At 57.0% G+C, this 16164-nt stretch carries 16 protein-coding genes and 1 pseudogene; 6 read left to right on the plus strand and 11 right to left on the minus strand.

All coding sequences use genetic code 11. The features are described from left to right. Window positions 1–115 precede the first annotated feature (115 nt). The 3 genes from HX884_RS21590 to trmB are packed head-to-tail and all read right to left on the minus strand — an operon-like array spanning window position 116 to window position 1934. On the minus strand, window positions 116–832 hold the full coding sequence (locus HX884_RS21590) for a DUF2884 domain-containing protein (RefSeq protein ID WP_178328775.1): 717 nt from the start codon (window positions 830–832) through the stop codon (window positions 116–118). A 56-nt stretch (window positions 833–888) separates the two neighbouring features. Then, window positions 889–1215 carry a YggL family protein gene (locus HX884_RS21595; protein WP_003862421.1) on the minus strand — a complete coding sequence of 109 codons (327 nt, stop codon included), beginning with the start codon at window positions 1213–1215 and terminating at the stop codon, window positions 889–891. Next, a complete protein-coding gene (gene trmB / locus HX884_RS21600) occupies window positions 1215–1934 on the minus strand; it encodes a tRNA (guanosine(46)-N7)-methyltransferase TrmB (RefSeq protein WP_013098672.1) in 720 nt (239 codons plus the stop codon). Before trmB ends, HX884_RS21595 begins: the two co-directional genes overlap by 1 nt. Before the next feature lie 144 nt (window positions 1935–2078). On the opposite strand from trmB, the gene mutY reads away from it, so the two are divergent. The 4 genes from mutY to HX884_RS21620 all read left to right on the plus strand — a co-directional run bounded on the left by mutY (window position 2079) and on the right by HX884_RS21620 (window position 6095). Further along, complete coding sequence (gene mutY, locus HX884_RS21605) at window positions 2079–3131, plus strand: A/G-specific adenine glycosylase (protein ID WP_178328776.1); 1053 nt, start codon at window positions 2079–2081, stop codon at window positions 3129–3131. 25 nt (window positions 3132–3156) lie between these two features. Further along, window positions 3157–3429, plus strand: a complete 273-nt coding sequence (locus tag HX884_RS21610) for an oxidative damage protection protein (RefSeq protein WP_013098674.1) — start codon at window positions 3157–3159, stop codon at window positions 3427–3429. A 56-nt stretch (window positions 3430–3485) separates the two neighbouring features. Further along, entirely contained in the window at window positions 3486–4562 is a 1077-nt protein-coding gene (mltC, locus tag HX884_RS21615) for a membrane-bound lytic murein transglycosylase MltC (protein WP_178328777.1), read from the plus strand. A 276-nt stretch (window positions 4563–4838) separates the two neighbouring features. Next, window positions 4839–6095 (plus strand): nucleoside permease, encoded by a 1257-nt coding sequence (locus HX884_RS21620; protein ID WP_013098677.1) that lies wholly within the window; start codon window positions 4839–4841, stop codon window positions 6093–6095. Between the two features lie 33 nt (window positions 6096–6128). Here HX884_RS21620 and citG read toward each other — a convergent pair whose 3' ends face one another. The 8 genes and pseudogenes from citG to HX884_RS21660 form a co-directional block, all read right to left on the minus strand. Further along, on the minus strand, window positions 6129–6932 hold the full coding sequence (gene citG, locus HX884_RS21625) for a triphosphoribosyl-dephospho-CoA synthase CitG (RefSeq protein WP_149896627.1): 804 nt from the start codon (window positions 6930–6932) through the stop codon (window positions 6129–6131). Next, window positions 6910–7448: pseudogene (citX, locus tag HX884_RS21630) on the minus strand (citrate lyase holo-[acyl-carrier protein] synthase). Before citX ends, citG begins: the two are co-directional and overlap by 23 nt. 2 nt (window positions 7449–7450) lie before the next feature. Continuing rightward, the gene (gene citF, locus HX884_RS21635) at window positions 7451–8968 is read right to left on the minus strand and encodes a citrate lyase subunit alpha (protein ID WP_029882972.1); all 1518 of its coding nucleotides are present in this window, start codon (window positions 8966–8968) and stop codon (window positions 7451–7453) included. Between the two features lie 10 nt (window positions 8969–8978). After that, complete coding sequence (citE, locus tag HX884_RS21640) at window positions 8979–9854, minus strand: citrate (pro-3S)-lyase subunit beta (RefSeq protein WP_013098681.1); 876 nt, start codon at window positions 9852–9854, stop codon at window positions 8979–8981. Beyond that, window positions 9851–10144: a citrate lyase acyl carrier protein gene (gene citD / locus HX884_RS21645; RefSeq protein WP_013098682.1), complete on the minus strand. Its 294-nt coding sequence runs from the start codon at window positions 10142–10144 to the stop codon at window positions 9851–9853. The genes citE and citD overlap by 4 nt, the downstream gene beginning before the upstream one ends. 16 nt (window positions 10145–10160) lie before the next feature. Further along, on the minus strand, window positions 10161–11183 hold the full coding sequence (gene citC, locus HX884_RS21650) for a [citrate (pro-3S)-lyase] ligase (RefSeq protein WP_013098683.1): 1023 nt from the start codon (window positions 11181–11183) through the stop codon (window positions 10161–10163). A gap of 10 nt (window positions 11184–11193) precedes the next feature. Continuing rightward, window positions 11194–12057 (minus strand): fumarylacetoacetate hydrolase family protein, encoded by an 864-nt coding sequence (locus HX884_RS21655; RefSeq protein ID WP_023621451.1) that lies wholly within the window; start codon window positions 12055–12057, stop codon window positions 11194–11196. Between the two features lie 17 nt (window positions 12058–12074). Next, the gene (locus tag HX884_RS21660) at window positions 12075–13436 is read right to left on the minus strand and encodes a 2-hydroxycarboxylate transporter family protein (protein WP_178328778.1); all 1362 of its coding nucleotides are present in this window, start codon (window positions 13434–13436) and stop codon (window positions 12075–12077) included. A gap of 344 nt (window positions 13437–13780) precedes the next feature. Here HX884_RS21660 and HX884_RS21665 point away from each other — a divergent pair, with 344 nt between their 5' ends. Together HX884_RS21665 and HX884_RS21670 are read left to right on the plus strand one after the other, a co-directional pair. Further along, window positions 13781–15418, plus strand: coding sequence for a sensor histidine kinase (locus HX884_RS21665; RefSeq protein ID WP_029882969.1), 1638 nt, complete (start codon window positions 13781–13783; stop codon window positions 15416–15418). Beyond that, window positions 15408–16100, plus strand: a complete 693-nt coding sequence (locus HX884_RS21670) for a response regulator (protein ID WP_014833240.1) — start codon at window positions 15408–15410, stop codon at window positions 16098–16100. Before HX884_RS21665 ends, HX884_RS21670 begins: the two co-directional genes overlap by 11 nt. The last annotated feature ends 64 nt before the right edge of the window (window positions 16101–16164 follow it).

The following is a 16164-nucleotide window of genomic DNA, read 5'->3' on the forward strand; positions in this document are numbered from 1 at the left end:
GGTCATGGCGGCATGACCATATTACTGGGGATCCCTCAGCCCACAGGGAGAGGGAACGATTACACCCTCTCCCATGGGGAGAGGGCTGGGGTGAGGGGCCCTGCGCGCAGAGGGGCTACTTCAACGTCCCCACCAGCGCCTTCCTGCTGTCTTCCAGCGACACCACGCGTTTACACACGTCTTTACCGAACTGCTGGAAATCGGCTTCCTGATTCTTCCACTCGTTCTGAATCGAGGTCTGCAGACCGCCCAGGCTACCCAGTACGCCCTGCAACGGGTTACCGCCGCCTTTCAGTACCGCTTTGGCGCCCATCTCGTTTATGCTGTCCTGCAGGATGCCGCCCATGGCCTGATTCACCAGCTGCTGGCCGTCAGCACGCACCTGATCAATCGCTTTGTAGTGGAAGGTCAGGCCGTCGGTACGATGCTCGATAATCCGGTTCATCTGCTCTTTCAGCTGTTTGTCGAGCTTCGTCAGGCGGGTGCGCATGTTGCTGCTCTCACCCACCTCTTTGGTAATGATCTTATCCAGCGCAACGCGGCCTTTCTCAACGCGGGTCAGCGCGCCTTCGTCAATCCACGGCAGCGCGGTACGCAAATCGGCCTGGTAGTCTCTGGCCTGCTCACGCTGCGCGGCGGTCAGGTTGTACTGTTTGCCATTGAACGTGACATCACCCTGCGGCGTGATGACCAGATTGCCGTTCTCACCTTTAGCCTGAACGGTTTGCGGACTTAACACCACGTCATCACGCGGGGTGACGCTACATTTATACTCCGCATGGGCGGTGAATCCGGTTGCCATTAAGACAACAGCCAGCAACGTTTTGCGCATCTTTAACACTCCCTCAGACAAAATGGGCCAGCTAATGCTGGCCCCTGACTTCTTTATTAGTCCCACCAAACGTCGAAAAGTTCGCTGACGCGGACATCTTCCAGTTTGTGGTCTTCAAGCCATTTACGTACCAGCGCCTGATGTTCTTCGGTGCATTTACCCACTTCCTGGGTGCAGATAAGACCTTCCCACGCCAGATAGCCGCTACCGTCGAAGGCCAGCTTGTTTGGCTCGATCACCTCGTTGATGAACGCATCAACGTCCTGATCGATCTGCTCAACGCTGGTGCCTTCCGGGAAACGCCAGGCAACGGAGAAGCCCACTTCCTGGAATTCTTCGATGTGCATCTTTTTACGCAGACGACGGCTACGATTCTTTGCCATTATTTCACCCTCTCGAACATTAAGTCCCATACGCCGTGACCAAGACGATGGCCACGCTGTTCAAATTTCGTTACCGGACGCGATTCCGGACGCGGTACATAGTCGTTGCTCTCTGACTGGTTTTTATACCCGTCCAGAGACGACATCACTTCCAGCATATGTTCCGCATACGGTTCCCAGTCGGTCGCCATATGGAAGACACCGCCCAGTTTCAGCTTACTTTTTACCAGCTCAGCAAACGGCGCCTGAACGATACGGCGCTTATTATGACGTGCTTTGTGCCACGGGTCAGGGAAAAAGAGCTGAACCATGTTCAAAGAATTGTCAGGAATCATTTTGTGCAGCACTTCCACCGCGTCGTGACACATCACGCGCAGGTTCTCGACCCCCTCTTCGTGGGCGGTGGCCAGACACGCGCCAACGCCTGGAGAATGCACTTCTATGCCGAGGAAGTTCTGGTCCGGGCGGGCTTTCGCCATGGTCACCAGCGAGGTGCCCATACCAAAGCCGATCTCCAGGGTCACTGGCGCATCGCGACCGAACAGGTCGGCAAAGTCGAGCGGCTGCTCGCTGAACTCAACGCCCATCACCGGCCAGTAGTTGTCCAGCGCGTGTTGCTGCCCTTTTGTCAGGCGACCCTGACGGCGGACAAAGCTGCGAATACGGCGCAGCGGGCGACCGTTTTCATCAAATTCCGGTGAAATGACGTCGTTTTTCATAAAAGAGTTGTCTGCTTGTGAGAATGTTCGGGAAACGGGCATTATCCAAAGTTAAGGCTTCTATGCAAGCATGGGAAAGATCCGGTTTACAGCAGATTGACGCTGTGCTGCAATCGGCGTCCCTGATTATACGAATCGATGACCATGCAAGCCTCTCAATTTTCAGCCCAGGTGCTGGACTGGTACGACAAATACGGGCGTAAAACCCTGCCCTGGCAAATTGAAAAAACGCCTTACAAAGTATGGCTCTCCGAAGTAATGTTGCAACAAACGCAGGTTGCCACGGTGATCCCTTACTTTGAGCGTTTTATGGCGCGCTTTCCCACGGTAACCGATCTGGCCAACGCGCCGTTAGACGAGGTGCTGCACCTGTGGACAGGGCTTGGCTACTACGCCCGCGCGCGCAATCTGCACAAAGCCGCACAGCAGGTCGCGACGCGCCACAACGGTAAATTCCCGGAAACCTTCGACGAGGTGGCGGATTTACCCGGTGTCGGACGATCCACCGCGGGTGCCATCCTCTCACTGTCCCTCGGCAAACATTTCCCGATCCTTGACGGTAACGTGAAGCGCGTGCTGGCACGTTGCTATGCGGTTGACGGCTGGCCGGGGAAAAAAGAGGTCGAAAAGCGGCTGTGGGAGATCAGTGAAGCGGTAACCCCGGCAAAGGGCGTGGAGCGGTTTAACCAGGCGATGATGGATCTCGGTGCGATGGTCTGCACCCGCTCGAAACCAAAATGCGAGCTCTGCCCGCTCAATAACCTGTGCGTGGCGTACGCAAATCATTCCTGGGCGCAGTATCCCGGTAAAAAGCCGAAGCAGACGCTGCCGGAGCGCACCGGTTACATGCTGTTGATGCAGCACGGGGACGAGGTCTTTCTGGCGCAGCGCCCGCCGAGCGGCCTCTGGGGTGGTCTATACTGCTTCCCACAGTTTGAAGATGAGGCCACGCTCCGGGCCTGGCTTAAACAGCGCGGCATTGCTGCCGATAACCTGACGCAGCAGACCGCGTTTCGCCACACTTTCAGCCATTTCCATCTGGATATTGTGCCGATGTGGCTTCCCGTGTCCTCCTTCGCCTCGTGCATGGATGAAGGCACCGCTCTCTGGTATAACTTAGCGCAACCGCCATCAGTCGGGCTGACGGCTCCCGTGGAGCGCCTGTTACAACAATTACGTGCCGGTGCAATGGTTTAGCATCGGCTAAAAAAGAGGAATGAGTATGGCCAGAACCATTTTTTGTACTTTCCTGCAGCGCGACGCTGAAGGCCAGGACTTCCAGCTCTATCCGGGCGAACTGGGTAAGCGCATTTATAACGAGATCTCCAAAGAAGCCTGGGGACAGTGGCAGAAAAAACAGACCATGCTGATTAACGAGAAAAAACTCAGCATGATGAACCCGGAACACCGCAAGCTGCTGGAGCAGGAGATGGTGAACTTCCTGTTCGAAGGTAAAGACGTGCACATCGAAGGCTATACGCCGCCGGAAAAATAACAGCGCGCGGGGGAAACCCCGCCGTTCAAGCAAACACAACACGCACTCCCGGAATGATGAAAAAAATTTTAGCGCTAGCCCTTGTTGCGCCGTTGCTTGTCTCGTGTTCATCCAAAAAAGGCGATGAATACAACGAAGCCTGGGTTAAGGACACCAACGGTTTTGATATTTTGATGGGGCAGTTTGCCCACAACATCGAGAACATATGGGGATTTAACGAAGTTCTTATCGCCGGACCTAAGGATTACGTTAAGTACACCGACTCCTACCAGACCCGTAGCCACATCAACTTCGATGACGGTACGATCACGGTTGAAACCATCGCGGGGACTGACCCTGCGGCGCATTTACGGCAGGCCATTATCAAAACCCTGCTGATGGGCGACGATCCGGGTTCTATCGATCTCTACTCCGACGCCGACGACATTACCATTTCTAAAGAGCCGTTCCTGTACGGTCAGGTCGTGGACCAGACCGGTCAGCCTATCCGCTGGGAAGGCCGCGCCACGAAATTCGCCGACTATCTGCTGCAAACACGTCTGAAAAGCCGCACCAACGGCCTGAAAGTGATTTATAGCGTCACAATTAACCTGGTGCCGAACCACCTCGACAAGCGTGCGCATAAGTATCTGGGCATGGTGCGTCAGGCGTCACGTAAATATGGCGTGGATGAGTCGCTGATCCTGGCGATCATGCAGACCGAATCGTCCTTTAACCCGTACGCCGTGAGCCGTTCCGACGCGCTGGGGCTGATGCAGGTTGTCCAGCACAGCGCCGGTAAAGACGTGTTCCGCGCACAGGGGAAATCGGGCACGCCGAGCCGTAGCTATCTGTTTGACCCGCAAAGCAACATTGATACCGGTACGGCCTATCTGGCGATGCTGAATAATGTCTATCTGGGCGGGATTGATAACCCAACCTCACGTCGTTATGCGGTCATTACCGCGTACAACGGCGGTGCAGGCAGCGTGCTGCGTGTCTTCTCGAATGACAAAGTGCAGGCCGCAAATATCATCAACAGCATGGCGCCGGGGGATGTGTACGCCACCCTCACCACCCGCCACCCGTCTGCGGAATCCCGTCGTTATCTGTATAAGGTGAATACGGCGCAGAAGAACTATCGTCGCCGATAATCAACACACCTTCTCCTGCAAGGAGAAGGTGTTCTGCTTCCCCTCTCCCTGTGGGAGAGGGCCAGGGTGAGGGCATCAGGCCGCACCTACCCCATCTCACCCCACCCATACGAAAATGTTATTTGCATCACAATCCAAACTGCAAATTAATGTGGATTGCATTTTTTTGCGGGAGGTAACAAAACATATCGTTGCCAACTGATAGAATTGCATCAAATAACAACCCTGAATGTTCCTATAACAACATATCTCCCGCTCACTTGTGAGGAAAGTAACATGAACCTTAAGCTGCAGCTTAAAATATTGTCGTTTCTGCAGTTCTGCCTGTGGGGTAGCTGGCTGACTACACTCGGCTCCTATATGTTTGTGACGCTCAAGTTCGATGGTGCGTCAATCGGTGCCGTCTACAGCTCGCTGGGTATCGCGGCGGTCTTTATGCCAACGCTGCTGGGGATCGTGGCGGATAAATGGTTGAGTGCGAAATGGCTGTACATGCTTTGCCACCTGGTGGGCGCGGGCACGCTGTTTATGGCAGCCCAGGTCACCACGCCGGGGGCGATGTTTATGGTGATCCTGCTTAACTCGCTGGCCTACATGCCAACGCTTGGGCTGATCAACACCATCTCCTACTACCGCCTGAAATCCGCCGATATGGATATCGTGACCGACTTCCCGCCTATCCGTATCTGGGGCACCATCGGTTTTATTATGGCAATGTGGGGCGTGAGCTTCGCGGGCTTTGAACTGAGCCATATGCAGCTCTACATCGGTGCGGCGCTCTCCGTGGTGCTGGCACTGTTTACCCTGACGCTGCCGCATATTCCGGTATCTAACCAGCAGAAAAACCAGAGCTGGAGCACCATGCTTGGCCTGGACGCTTTCGCGCTGTTTAAAAACAAACGCATGGCGATCTTCTTTATCTTCTCCATGCTGCTGGGCGCGGAACTGCAAATCACCAACATGTTCGGCAATACCTTCCTGCACAGCTTCGATAATAACCCGCTGTTCTCAGGCAGCTTTATCGTTGAGCATGCGTCGGTAATGATGTCCATCTCGCAGATCTCTGAGACGCTGTTCATCCTGACCATCCCGTTCTTCCTGAGCCGCTACGGCATCAAGAACGTCATGCTGATCAGTATTGCCGCGTGGATGTTGCGCTTCGGCCTGTTCGCCTACGGCGACCCAAGCCCGTTCGGCACCGTGCTGCTGGTTCTGTCGATGATTGTTTACGGCTGCGCCTTCGACTTCTTCAACATCTCCGGTTCGGTGTTTGTGGAAAAAGAGGTGAAACCTGAAATCCGCGCCAGCGCACAGGGTATGTTCCTGATGATGACCAACGGCTTCGGCTGTATCCTGGGCGGTGTGGTGAGCGGTAAAGTGGTTGAGATGTATACCACCAACGGCATTACCGACTGGCAGCCAGTGTGGCTTATCTTCGCCGCATACTCGCTGGTGCTGTTCTTCGCGTTTATCGTGCTGTTCCAGTACAAGCATGTACGCGAACCGCACGGCGCACAGCCAGTCGCGCATTGATTATTGTGCCGGGTAGGCGAAGCCGCCACCCGGCTATTTTATTGCAGCAAGCACCCACCCCACCGACAGCAAATCCGCGCTGCCGCCCGGGCTCAGGTTGCGTTCAATTAATGCGTTATCCATTCTACGCAACGCTTCACCATCCCAGCCGTCAGCCAGCAGTTCCCGCGCATAGTCCTGAACGTAGCCCAGCCCCTCAATGCCGCCGCGCGACACCAGATTGCTGTCCTGATTGATTGCCATCAGGCGTAACAGCAGGCCGTGAAGTGAATGTCCGTTCCACTGCGCCAGCGCTTTACGCACCGTCGCAAAACCACTCTCCGCCTCGCCGCGCGCGCCGGTTAAGCCGTACTGCCGGAACTGCCGCTCCCCCGCCGTCGCCTGCCCGCTGCGTTCGGCCAGCTCTCGCGAAACCAGCCCGTGGCAGATGTTACTCACCTCACAACAGAGGCTTTCTGCGGAGATATTTTTCACACGCCCGGCGGCGAAGCAGAGTAAACCAAGGGCAAAAATGCCCCCTTTGTGCGTGTTCACCCCGTTCGTCGCGGCATACATCGCCTGCTCACAGGCCATCCCCATCGGGCGGAGGATCCGTAACTGTTCGCCTGCGGGTTTATCGGCATGCGTGTTACCCAACTCAGCAAAGCGCGAAAACCACGGCGTAATCGCCATAATGCTGCGGACAAAGAGCGCGTGATCCATATCGCGATGGGAGCCGTTATTGAGCCTGTCCACCAGCCCCGGTTTCGGTGTCAGCGCCAGCTCCTGCCACAGCGCCTCTGCGGCAAGCGCGGGGACGTTAAGCGGGCGCGGTTTAGTCGCGAGCAAACCAGTCATCGATCATCTTCTCCACGCGCGCCACCACCTGCTCCACAGGATGTTTGCGCGAACGGGAACAGGCGTGGGCCGGTTCATCACAAATCAGGCAGCGTCTGAGATGGGAGCCCAGCGACTGACGTCCAACGTGGCCGTTTTCAGGGCAAATCACATCCAGATCCCACAGCCTGCCAAGCGGGTGCGTCTGCTCCAGCTCTGCACAGTGGGCTTTGATTTCTGCCGCGGGATGGGCCACGCACCACAGCGCTTCGGGCCCGGTCGGGAGCCACAGCACCTGGCGGTCCAGCACCTGCCAGCGGTTTTCCCACAGCAGCTGGTCGCACATTTGTAACGCCACGCCCATGGTGTTGCGATAGCGCAGGCTGTCTTTGATCTCCCCGGGTGTTACCAGCGTGAGGGAGATCACCGGTGTTGATAGTGCGTAAGCCAGTCAGCCTGACGGGCTGCGCGGCGCTCTTTCGCCGCAAGCAGCGCGTCCAGGCTGACACCCGCCCGCACGGGTGTCGCAATGGTCATATTCACTCCTTTACCTGTCGAACAGTGTCGATCACGCTGCCGTCGCGGTAGCGGATCACCCCGACAATTTTGTCGGTGAACTCAATTGGTTTCGGTACGCCTGTCAGCGAAATTGCCCGCTCATAGAGGGCGTTGATATCCACAACCTTCAGCCCTGCTTCCATGAGGCGTTCGCGGATCTCCGGGCGCGCCGGGTTGACCGCAATGCCGTGATCGGTGACCAGCACGTCGATGCTTTCGCCCGGCGTGAGGCGTGTGGTAACGCGCTTCACCACCGTCGGAATGCGGCTGCGCAGCAGCGGCGCAACGACGATGGTCAGGTTCGCCGCGGCGGCCACGTCGCAGTGCCCGCCGGACGCGCCGCGCATCACGCCATCGGAGCCGGTAATGACGTTAACGTTGAAATCGACGTCAATCTCCAGCGCGCTGAGGATCACTACGTCGAGCTGGTCGCAGCTTGCCGCCTTACTGCCGGGGTTGGCGTAGACGTTAGTGGAGATCTCCACGTGGTTCGGGTTGCGCGCCAGCGAGGCCGCCGCCTGGCCGTCGAAGCACTGGGTATCGAGCAGCTTTTCGATCAGCCCCTTCTCGTGCAGATCTACCAGGCTGCCGGTGATGCCACCCAGCGCAAAGCGTGCCTTCACGCCGCTGCGCTCCATCTTCTCTTCCATAAAGCGGGTGCAGGCGGTGGCCGCCGCGCCGGAGCCGGTCTGCATCGAGAAGCCCGGTTTAAAATAGCCGGAGTGCTCAATCACATCCGCCGCATAGCGGGCAATCATCAGCTCGCGCGGGTTACTGGTGACGCGCGCCGCGCCGACGCTGATTTTTGCCGGATCGCCCACGCTCTCCACCTGCACGATGTAGTCCACCTGATCCTGCACCAGGCTGGCAGGCATATTGGGGAACGGCACCAGCGCTTCCGTCAACAACACCACCTTGCGGGCAAAATGGGCGTCCACCATCGCGTAGCCCAGCGAGCCGCAGCATGATTTCCCGTGCGTGCCGTTGGCGTTACCAAACTCATCGCTGCACGGCACGCCAAGAAACGCCACGTCAATGTTCAGCTCACCGTCCTGCAGCAGCTTTACGCGCCCGCCGTGAGAGTGAATTTGTACCGGCTCGTCCATCAGCCCGTGGGAGATGGCATCCGCCAGCTTGCCACGCATGCCGGAGGTGTAGATCCGGGCGATCACCCCGCTTGCAATATGCTCGATCAGCGCGTCGTTGCAGGTCATCAGCGAGCTGGAGGCGAGGGTCAGGTTTTTGAAGCCCATCCGCGCCAGCAGCGCCACGACGGTGTTGATCACCCGGTCGCCTTCACGAAACGCGTGGTGGAAGGAGATGGTCATTCCGTCCTTCAGGCCGCTACGCCTCACCGCCTCTTCAATGGAGGCGCAGAGTTTACGGCTGTGTTTCGCGTCGCTGTCCGCCAGCCACGGCGTGGCGCTGTGGGCGGTATCAAACGGTTTTAACTCCCGCAGATGGGGAAAATTCACATGGAGAAGTTCTGTCTGGTTCATTGTGTCATCCTTACCGACGCACGCCGGAGGCCGCCGCGCGTTCGAGCACCACCTGCGCGTGGTTAATAATCGGTGCATCCACCATCTTGCCGTTGAGCGACACCACGCCAAGGCCGTTACGTTCGCCCTCTTCTGCCGCTTCAATCACCCGCAGGGCGTGATCCACCTCTTCCTGGGTCGGCGCGTAGGCGTTATGCAGCAGGTCTATCTGGCGCGGGTTGATCAGCGATTTGCCGTTAAAGCCCATCTTGCGGATCAGATCGACCTCGCGCAGGAATCCGGCCTCATCGTTAACGTCTGACCACACCACGTCGAAGGCGTCGATGCCTGCTGCGCGAGCGGCGTGCAGCACGGCGCAGCGGGCGTAGAACAGCTCGGTGCCGTCGCCGCGCTCGGTCTGCATGTCCATCACGTAGTCAAAAGCCGCCAGCGCAATGCCAATCAGGCGCGGCGAGCTGCGGGCAATCGCCACGGCGTTGATGACGCCAATGGCCGATTCAATCGCCGCCATCACGCGGGTAGAACCAACCTCGCGCCCGCACTCCTGCTCGATACGCTCAAGGTGGCCTTCCAGCTCGTAGATGTCGTCCGGGGTGTCGGTTTTCGGCAGGCGGATCACGTCCACGCCGGCACGCACGGCGGCTTCCAGATCCAGCAAGCCAAACGGCGTGCTCAGCGGGTTAATGCGCACCACGGTTTCGATGTCCTGATACATCGGGTGCTGCAGGGCGTGGAACACCAGCATTCGCGCGGTGTCTTTCTCGCGCAGAGCAACGGCATCTTCAAGGTCAAACATGATGGAGTCTGGACGGTAGATAAACGCGGTTGAAAGCATGGCGGCGTTGGCGCCCGGCAGGAACAACATACTGCGGCGGAGTTTGCTCATTTCAGCGCCCCCCAGTTAATGGCCTGTTCATCGGCAGCACGCAGAAGCGCACTTTGCAGGCGGGCGCGGATCACACAGTCCAGCGCCCCTTTGTCTTCAATAATGATAAGTCCCTGGTGCACGTTCATGGCGCGCAATGTCTCGTTGACCACCTGGCGAATTTGCTCGCCAAACTGCTTAATCACTTCACTGTGGATGACTATCTCCAGCTCGCCGTGAGCGGGAGCAATTTTCACCATCAGGTCGCTGGACTCCTGCGTTCCGGCCAGCGCCTCCCTTACAATTTTCATGATAAATTCCTGGTAGTTAAGCGACTTCGGCACTCGCACGGTAGTGTGTTTCGAGGTGCGCGAAGGTGGAGTCCGGGACAATCTCCCGGATCCGGGAAAACTGCTGAGTCTTGAGCAAGCGGCGCACTTCGGACGCTGAAATGGCATTGCCGGTGGCCTTGATGCGCGGCATTTCCACCACCTCAATCTGCGGGCTCAGCAAGGCGTGCAGCGTCTGGTTGTACTGACGGGTGATATCGCAAAACGGCTCGGAGCCGATAAAACGATGGGTAATGCCCAGCGCCGGTGCGATAAAGTCGCGGAAGATCAGCACGTCGATTTCGCTCCACGCCTGCTGCACTTTGCCGGTCTCTTTCAAAAAGTAGGCCGGGAAGGTGGCGCGGGAGATGATGTACTGTGAGCCTTCGTGCACGGTCACATTTGGCAGATGCGCGACGCCCGCACGCACCATTCCGAGGCGCGCGCTGAACGGAAAGAACGAGGCATCTTCACGCACCACAAACAGGTGCAGGGCGTCACACTGCATCGCCGCCTGCTCCACCAGATGACGGTGGCCGAGGGTGAACGGGTTGGCGTTCATCACTATCGCGCCAGTCTTCTCCCCGCCCTTGCGCATCCTGCCCAGGGAACGGCAGTAACGCTCGATCCCCTGCGGAGTGTTCTCCATCAGCACGGCGTTGTTGCCGCTCTGGGCAATCGGCCAGAAGCCGCTACGCGCAAAGCGCTCCTTATTGCAGGGTCGCGTGCAGAGGAAGAGGTGAAAATGACCGCGCTCCAGCGCCGCATTCTGCACCTCCGCCAGCAAGCGCGCGCTGAGGTTCTCGCCGCGAAGCTGCTCGTTCACGGCCACACACTTGATGACGTTGGCGGCAAGACCGGCGCAACCCACCAGTTGCGCGCCGGACCAGGCTTCGACAAACAGCGTGATGTCGTTGTCCAGGCCAAGGCCGCTGTCTGCCAGCAGGTAACGGATCTGGCTTAAGCGTTCCGGGTGTTTCGCCACCAGCGTGTGGCGAAAATCGATGGGTTGACTGTTCATGCCGCCTTTCTCAGTGTGCCGCCGCAAGCCCGGTGGCTGGCGCTTCCACAATCACGTTGCTCAGATGACCGATATGCTCGATCTCCACTTCAATGCGATCCCCCTCTTTCATAAACAGCGGCGGATTACGCTTTTTACCCACCCCACCCGGGGAGCCGGTGATGATCACGTCGCCCGGACTTAAGCGGGTAAAGGTGCTGATGTACTCGATCAGCTCCGCAACCTTGTGGATCATGCTGCTGGTGTTATCTTCCTGCACCATGCGGCCGTTCAGCCAGGTACGGATCGCCAGCCTGTGCGGGTCCGGGATCTCATCGGCCGTTGCCATCCACGGGCCAAACGCGCCGGTCTGACGCCAGTTCTTACCGGCAGTAAACCAGGTGTGCTGCCAGTCGCGGGCGGAGCCGTCCATGTAGCAGCTGTAGCCCGCCACGTGGCGCAGCGCCTCGTCACGGCTGATATTTTCCCCGCCCTTGCCGATGATCACCGCCAGCTCGCCTTCGTAGTCGAATTCGCTGGAGTGACGCGGCTTCAGCACCGGCTCGTTGTGGCCGGTCTGCGAATCCGGGAAGCGCACGAACAGCGTCGGTGCCGGGTTATGCTGGTCAAACTCCTTGCGCTTGTCGGCGTAGTTCATGCCGACGCAGAGGATTTTTTCCGGCTGCTCAATCACCGGTAAGAAGGTGATGGCGCTCATCGGCACGTCCACGGCATCGTTCAGGTAACGGGTGGCCTGCGCCAGCCCGTTGCCCTGCAGCAGCGCTTTGAGGTCGCTGTAGCGGTCGCCGAGACGGCGACCTAAATCAATCACACCTTCGGCCTGGACGATGCCGTAGCTGCGTTTTCCCTGGTATAAAAAGCTTGCGAGTTTCATTGTTCTTTCCTGAAAACTTAAACGAGGAAGTTGCCCAGAATCAGCAGTGAGATAGAGACGTTAATCGCGCCGCCGATACGGGTAGCAATCTGGGCGAAGGGTATCAGGCTCATACGGTTGCCTGCGGTCAGGATCGCCACGTCACCGGTACCGCCCTGGCCACTCTGGCAGCAGGAGACGATGGCGACATCAATCGGGTGCATACCAATTTTTTTGCCGACGAAGAAGCCGGTCGCCACCAGTGAAGAGACGGTACTGATAATCACCAGCAGGTTAGTCAGCGTGAAGGCCGCGACCAGTTCATGCCATGGGGTGATCGCCACACCGACCGCGAAGAGGATGGGATAGGTCACCGAGGTCTGGAAGAATTTGTACACCACCTGAGAGCCTTCCAGCAGACGCGGAGAGGCACCGTTGCAGAGCTTCACCAGCACCGCCATAAACAGCATGCCAACCGGCGCAGGCAGACCAATCAGCTTGTGGCCGAGCATGCCCAGCATGTAGAGCAGCACCGCCAGCAACGCACCGGAGGCGATGGTGGTGACGTCCGCTTTGCCAGAGAACGCCGGTTGAGAAACGGTGGCATCGGCATTCGCGCGGTTCGGCATCAGCTGACCTTCACCGGTCAGGTGTGGATAACGCTTGCCCAGTTGGTTCAGACAGCCGGAGATGATGATAGCGGTCAGTCCGCCGAGCATGACCATCGGCAGCACGCGACCGAGCGCCACGCCCTGATCCATGTGCAGCAGGGTGGCGTAGCCGATGGAGAGCGGGATAGCCCCTTCGCCCACGCCGCCTGCCATAATCGGCAGAATGATAAAGAAGAAGATCTGGAACGGCTCAAGACCCAGCGCCAGACCCACGCCCATCCCCACCAGCATGCCGACGATCTCGCCGCACAGCATCGGGAAGAAGATGCGCAGGAAGCCCTGAATCAGCACGGTGCGGTTCATGCTCATGATGCTGCCGACAATAATGCAGCAGATGTAGAGATAAAGAATGTTGGTGGATTTATAGAACTTCGTGGTGGATTCCACTACCACATCCGGCAACAGGCCGTAATAGACCAGCGCGGAGGGGATAAAGGTGGCGCAAATCGCCGCCGCGCCGAGCTTGCCGACAATCGGCAGGCGTTTGCCGAACTCACCGCAGGCAAAGCCGAAGAACGCCAGCGTCGCCACCATCACCACGATATCGCTTGGCAGTTTTCCGCCCAGACAATCAATGGCAATCAGCGCGCCCGCCAGGACAAACAGCGGCAGAGGAATAATCCCGATTTTCCAGGTATCCATAATATGCCACCAGCGCTCTTTGAGCGATGGCCGCTGAATATCAATCGGGTCGTGGGTAACAGAGAAAGAATCGTCAGTTGTGCTCATAATAAGCCCCTTAGTTATTTTGTGCGTTCAGCTTAGAGTCACAAAGGCTTACTTTATGTGAGGAATGGCATATTAAAAGCGAAGTTTTAATGGCGACTATGGTTTTAATGGTTTCTTTTATTTAATGTGATTTGCCCCTTATTTATTGCCGTGGTTTTTATGGTTTCTTTTCTAAACCGAACAAACAAATAACATTTACACGGTCGTGTTTAAGGGAAAACCCTTTCAGATAATTCTTTTGCAGACCTTGCTGTGCAAGGGATCACAAGTTTTCGGCAAAGCGGGTATCCACGCGAAAAAAGATGATATATTGACAAACTTCGTTGATACCACGCGTGATTGTTATGAAAGTATCGTTTCAGATTAAGCTGTTTGTTTCGCTGGTTGTCTTTTTCTCAGTGCTTTTTGCTTTGCTGGGCGGATATTATTATGTCGACGTTAGCCGACAGCTTTATCAGGAAATGAGCGCACGCGCAAAAATACAGGCGGAAGAGATCGCCCTTATTCCGTCATTACGAAAAGAGGTCGAACAAAAAGATATCAACGCCATTCACGATTTTATGCAGAAAATAGCCACCCACAGTGATGCCAGTTTTATTGTGATTGGCGATAACAAAGGGCTGCATCTGTTTCATTCCGTTTTTGCGGACAGAGTGGGCCATACGCTGGTCGGCGGAGACAACGAAGAGGTCCTGCGCGGTAAAAGCACCACCACCATCCGCAAGGGAGGATTAGGCATTTCGCTGCGCAGCAAAGCGCCCATTTTTAACGATGCCGGTCAGGTGGTGGGGATTGTCTCAGTAGGCTATCTCACCAGCTATCTTGAAACCATCACCGTCAGTAAAGTGGTTAACATCCTGATCGCCGCCGTACTGTTACTGCTTGCCCTTTTTATCTTCTCCTGGTTCTTTACCCGCAGTATCAAGAAGCAGATTTTCTCCCTGGAGCCGCGAGAGATTGGTCTGCTGGTGCGCCAGCAGAAGGCGATGATGGAGTCCATTTATGAAGGAGTGATCGCCATTGACGATGAACGGCGAATAGAAGTGATTAACCAGGCGGCACGCAAACTGCTGGGCCTGAGCCAGCCGGCCCGGGAACTGCGCGGACAGCTGATAAGCGAGGTAATCGATCCTGTTCCGTTCTTCGAAACACAAACGATGCTCGCCAAAGATACCCATGACGAGATTTGCCGCTTTAACGATCTCACGGTGATCGCCAGCCGGGTGCGCATCATGCTGGAGAACTCTCTGCAGGGCTGGGTGATCACCTTCCGCGATCGCAACGAGATCGACTCGCTCAGCGCCCAGCTTAGCCAGGTCAAACGCTATGTTGATAACCTGCGCATTATGCGTCACGAGCAGCTAAACCGGATGACCACTCTCTCCGGCCTGCTGCATATGGGCCGCTACGAGGAGGCGATTGGCTACATTCAGGCGCAGTCGGAACACGCTCAGGAGCTGCTGGACTTTATCTCTTCGCGCTTCAGCTCCCCGACCCTGTGCGGCCTGCTGCTGGGAAAAGCCGCGCGGGCGCGGGAGAAAGGCGTCGAGCTGAACTTTGACCCGACCTGTCGGCTGGACAGACCGTTCCTCGCGCTGCCTGAAGAGGCGCTGATTTCTATCATTGGCAACCTGCTGGATAACGCCATTGAAGCGACCCAGCGCTCGCCGCTTCCGCATGCTCCTGTGGAAGTGCTGATAAAACTGAGCGAACAAGAACTCATCATCGAAGTGGCCGATCAGGGCGTGGGCATTAAACCGGAGATCCGTGACAGGATATTTGAGCGCGGCATCACCACCAAAACGCGCGGCGATCACGGCATTGGTTTGTATCTGATCGAAAGCTATGTCACACAGGCTGGCGGTGCAATTGAGGTTGCCGATAACACGCCGCGGGGGGCGATTTTCTCACTGTTTATCCCCGCCACGGGAACCGCCCGGCATCCCGCACAGGAACAGGAAGATACCGATTATGCAACATGAACTTATCGACGTACTGATAGTTGAAGACGAGAACGAACTGGCGCAACTGCACGCAGAGCTGATCGGCAAACATCCGCGTCTTAGACTGGTGGGGATTGCCTCGTCGCTGGCGCAAGCGCAGGTTGAGCTTGAAAGTAAACAGCCGCAGCTGATGTTGCTGGATAACTACCTGCCGGACGGGAAAGGCATCACCCTTATCAGTAACCCGATGCTCGCCCGCGCCAACTGTTCGGTGATTTTCATCACCGCCGCCAGCGATATGGACACCTGCAGCCAGGCCATTCGTAACGGGGCGTTTGATTACATCCTGAAGCCGGTTTCCTGGAAGCGGCTCAGCCAGTCGCTGGAGCGTTTTGTGCAGTTTGCTGAGCAACAGCGGGTCTGGAAGATTGTTGACCAGCAGAACGTCGATTCTTTATATCAGCTACAGGCGAAAAACTACCGCCAGGACAACGGCAGCAAAGGCATTGAGGAAAATACGCTGGCGCGGGTGCAGGCGCTGTTTAACGACAAGGCGACGCACTGTTTTACGGTGGATGAGGTGGTGAGTGAAACGGGTCTGAGTAAAACCACCACCCGGCGCTATCTGGAGCATTGCGTGGAGGCAGGTTTTCTGACGGTGGAGATGCTGTACGGCAAGATTGGGCATCCGCGGAGGATGTATAAACGTAGTGCGGTTTGAAGAAAAGTTCCCTCTCCCTGTGGGCTGAGGGATCCCCAGTAATATGGTCATGCCACCATGACCA

This window comes from Enterobacter sp. SECR19-1250, from assembly GCF_013391025.1.
GTDB lineage: Bacteria > Pseudomonadota > Gammaproteobacteria > Enterobacterales > Enterobacteriaceae > Enterobacter > Enterobacter cloacae.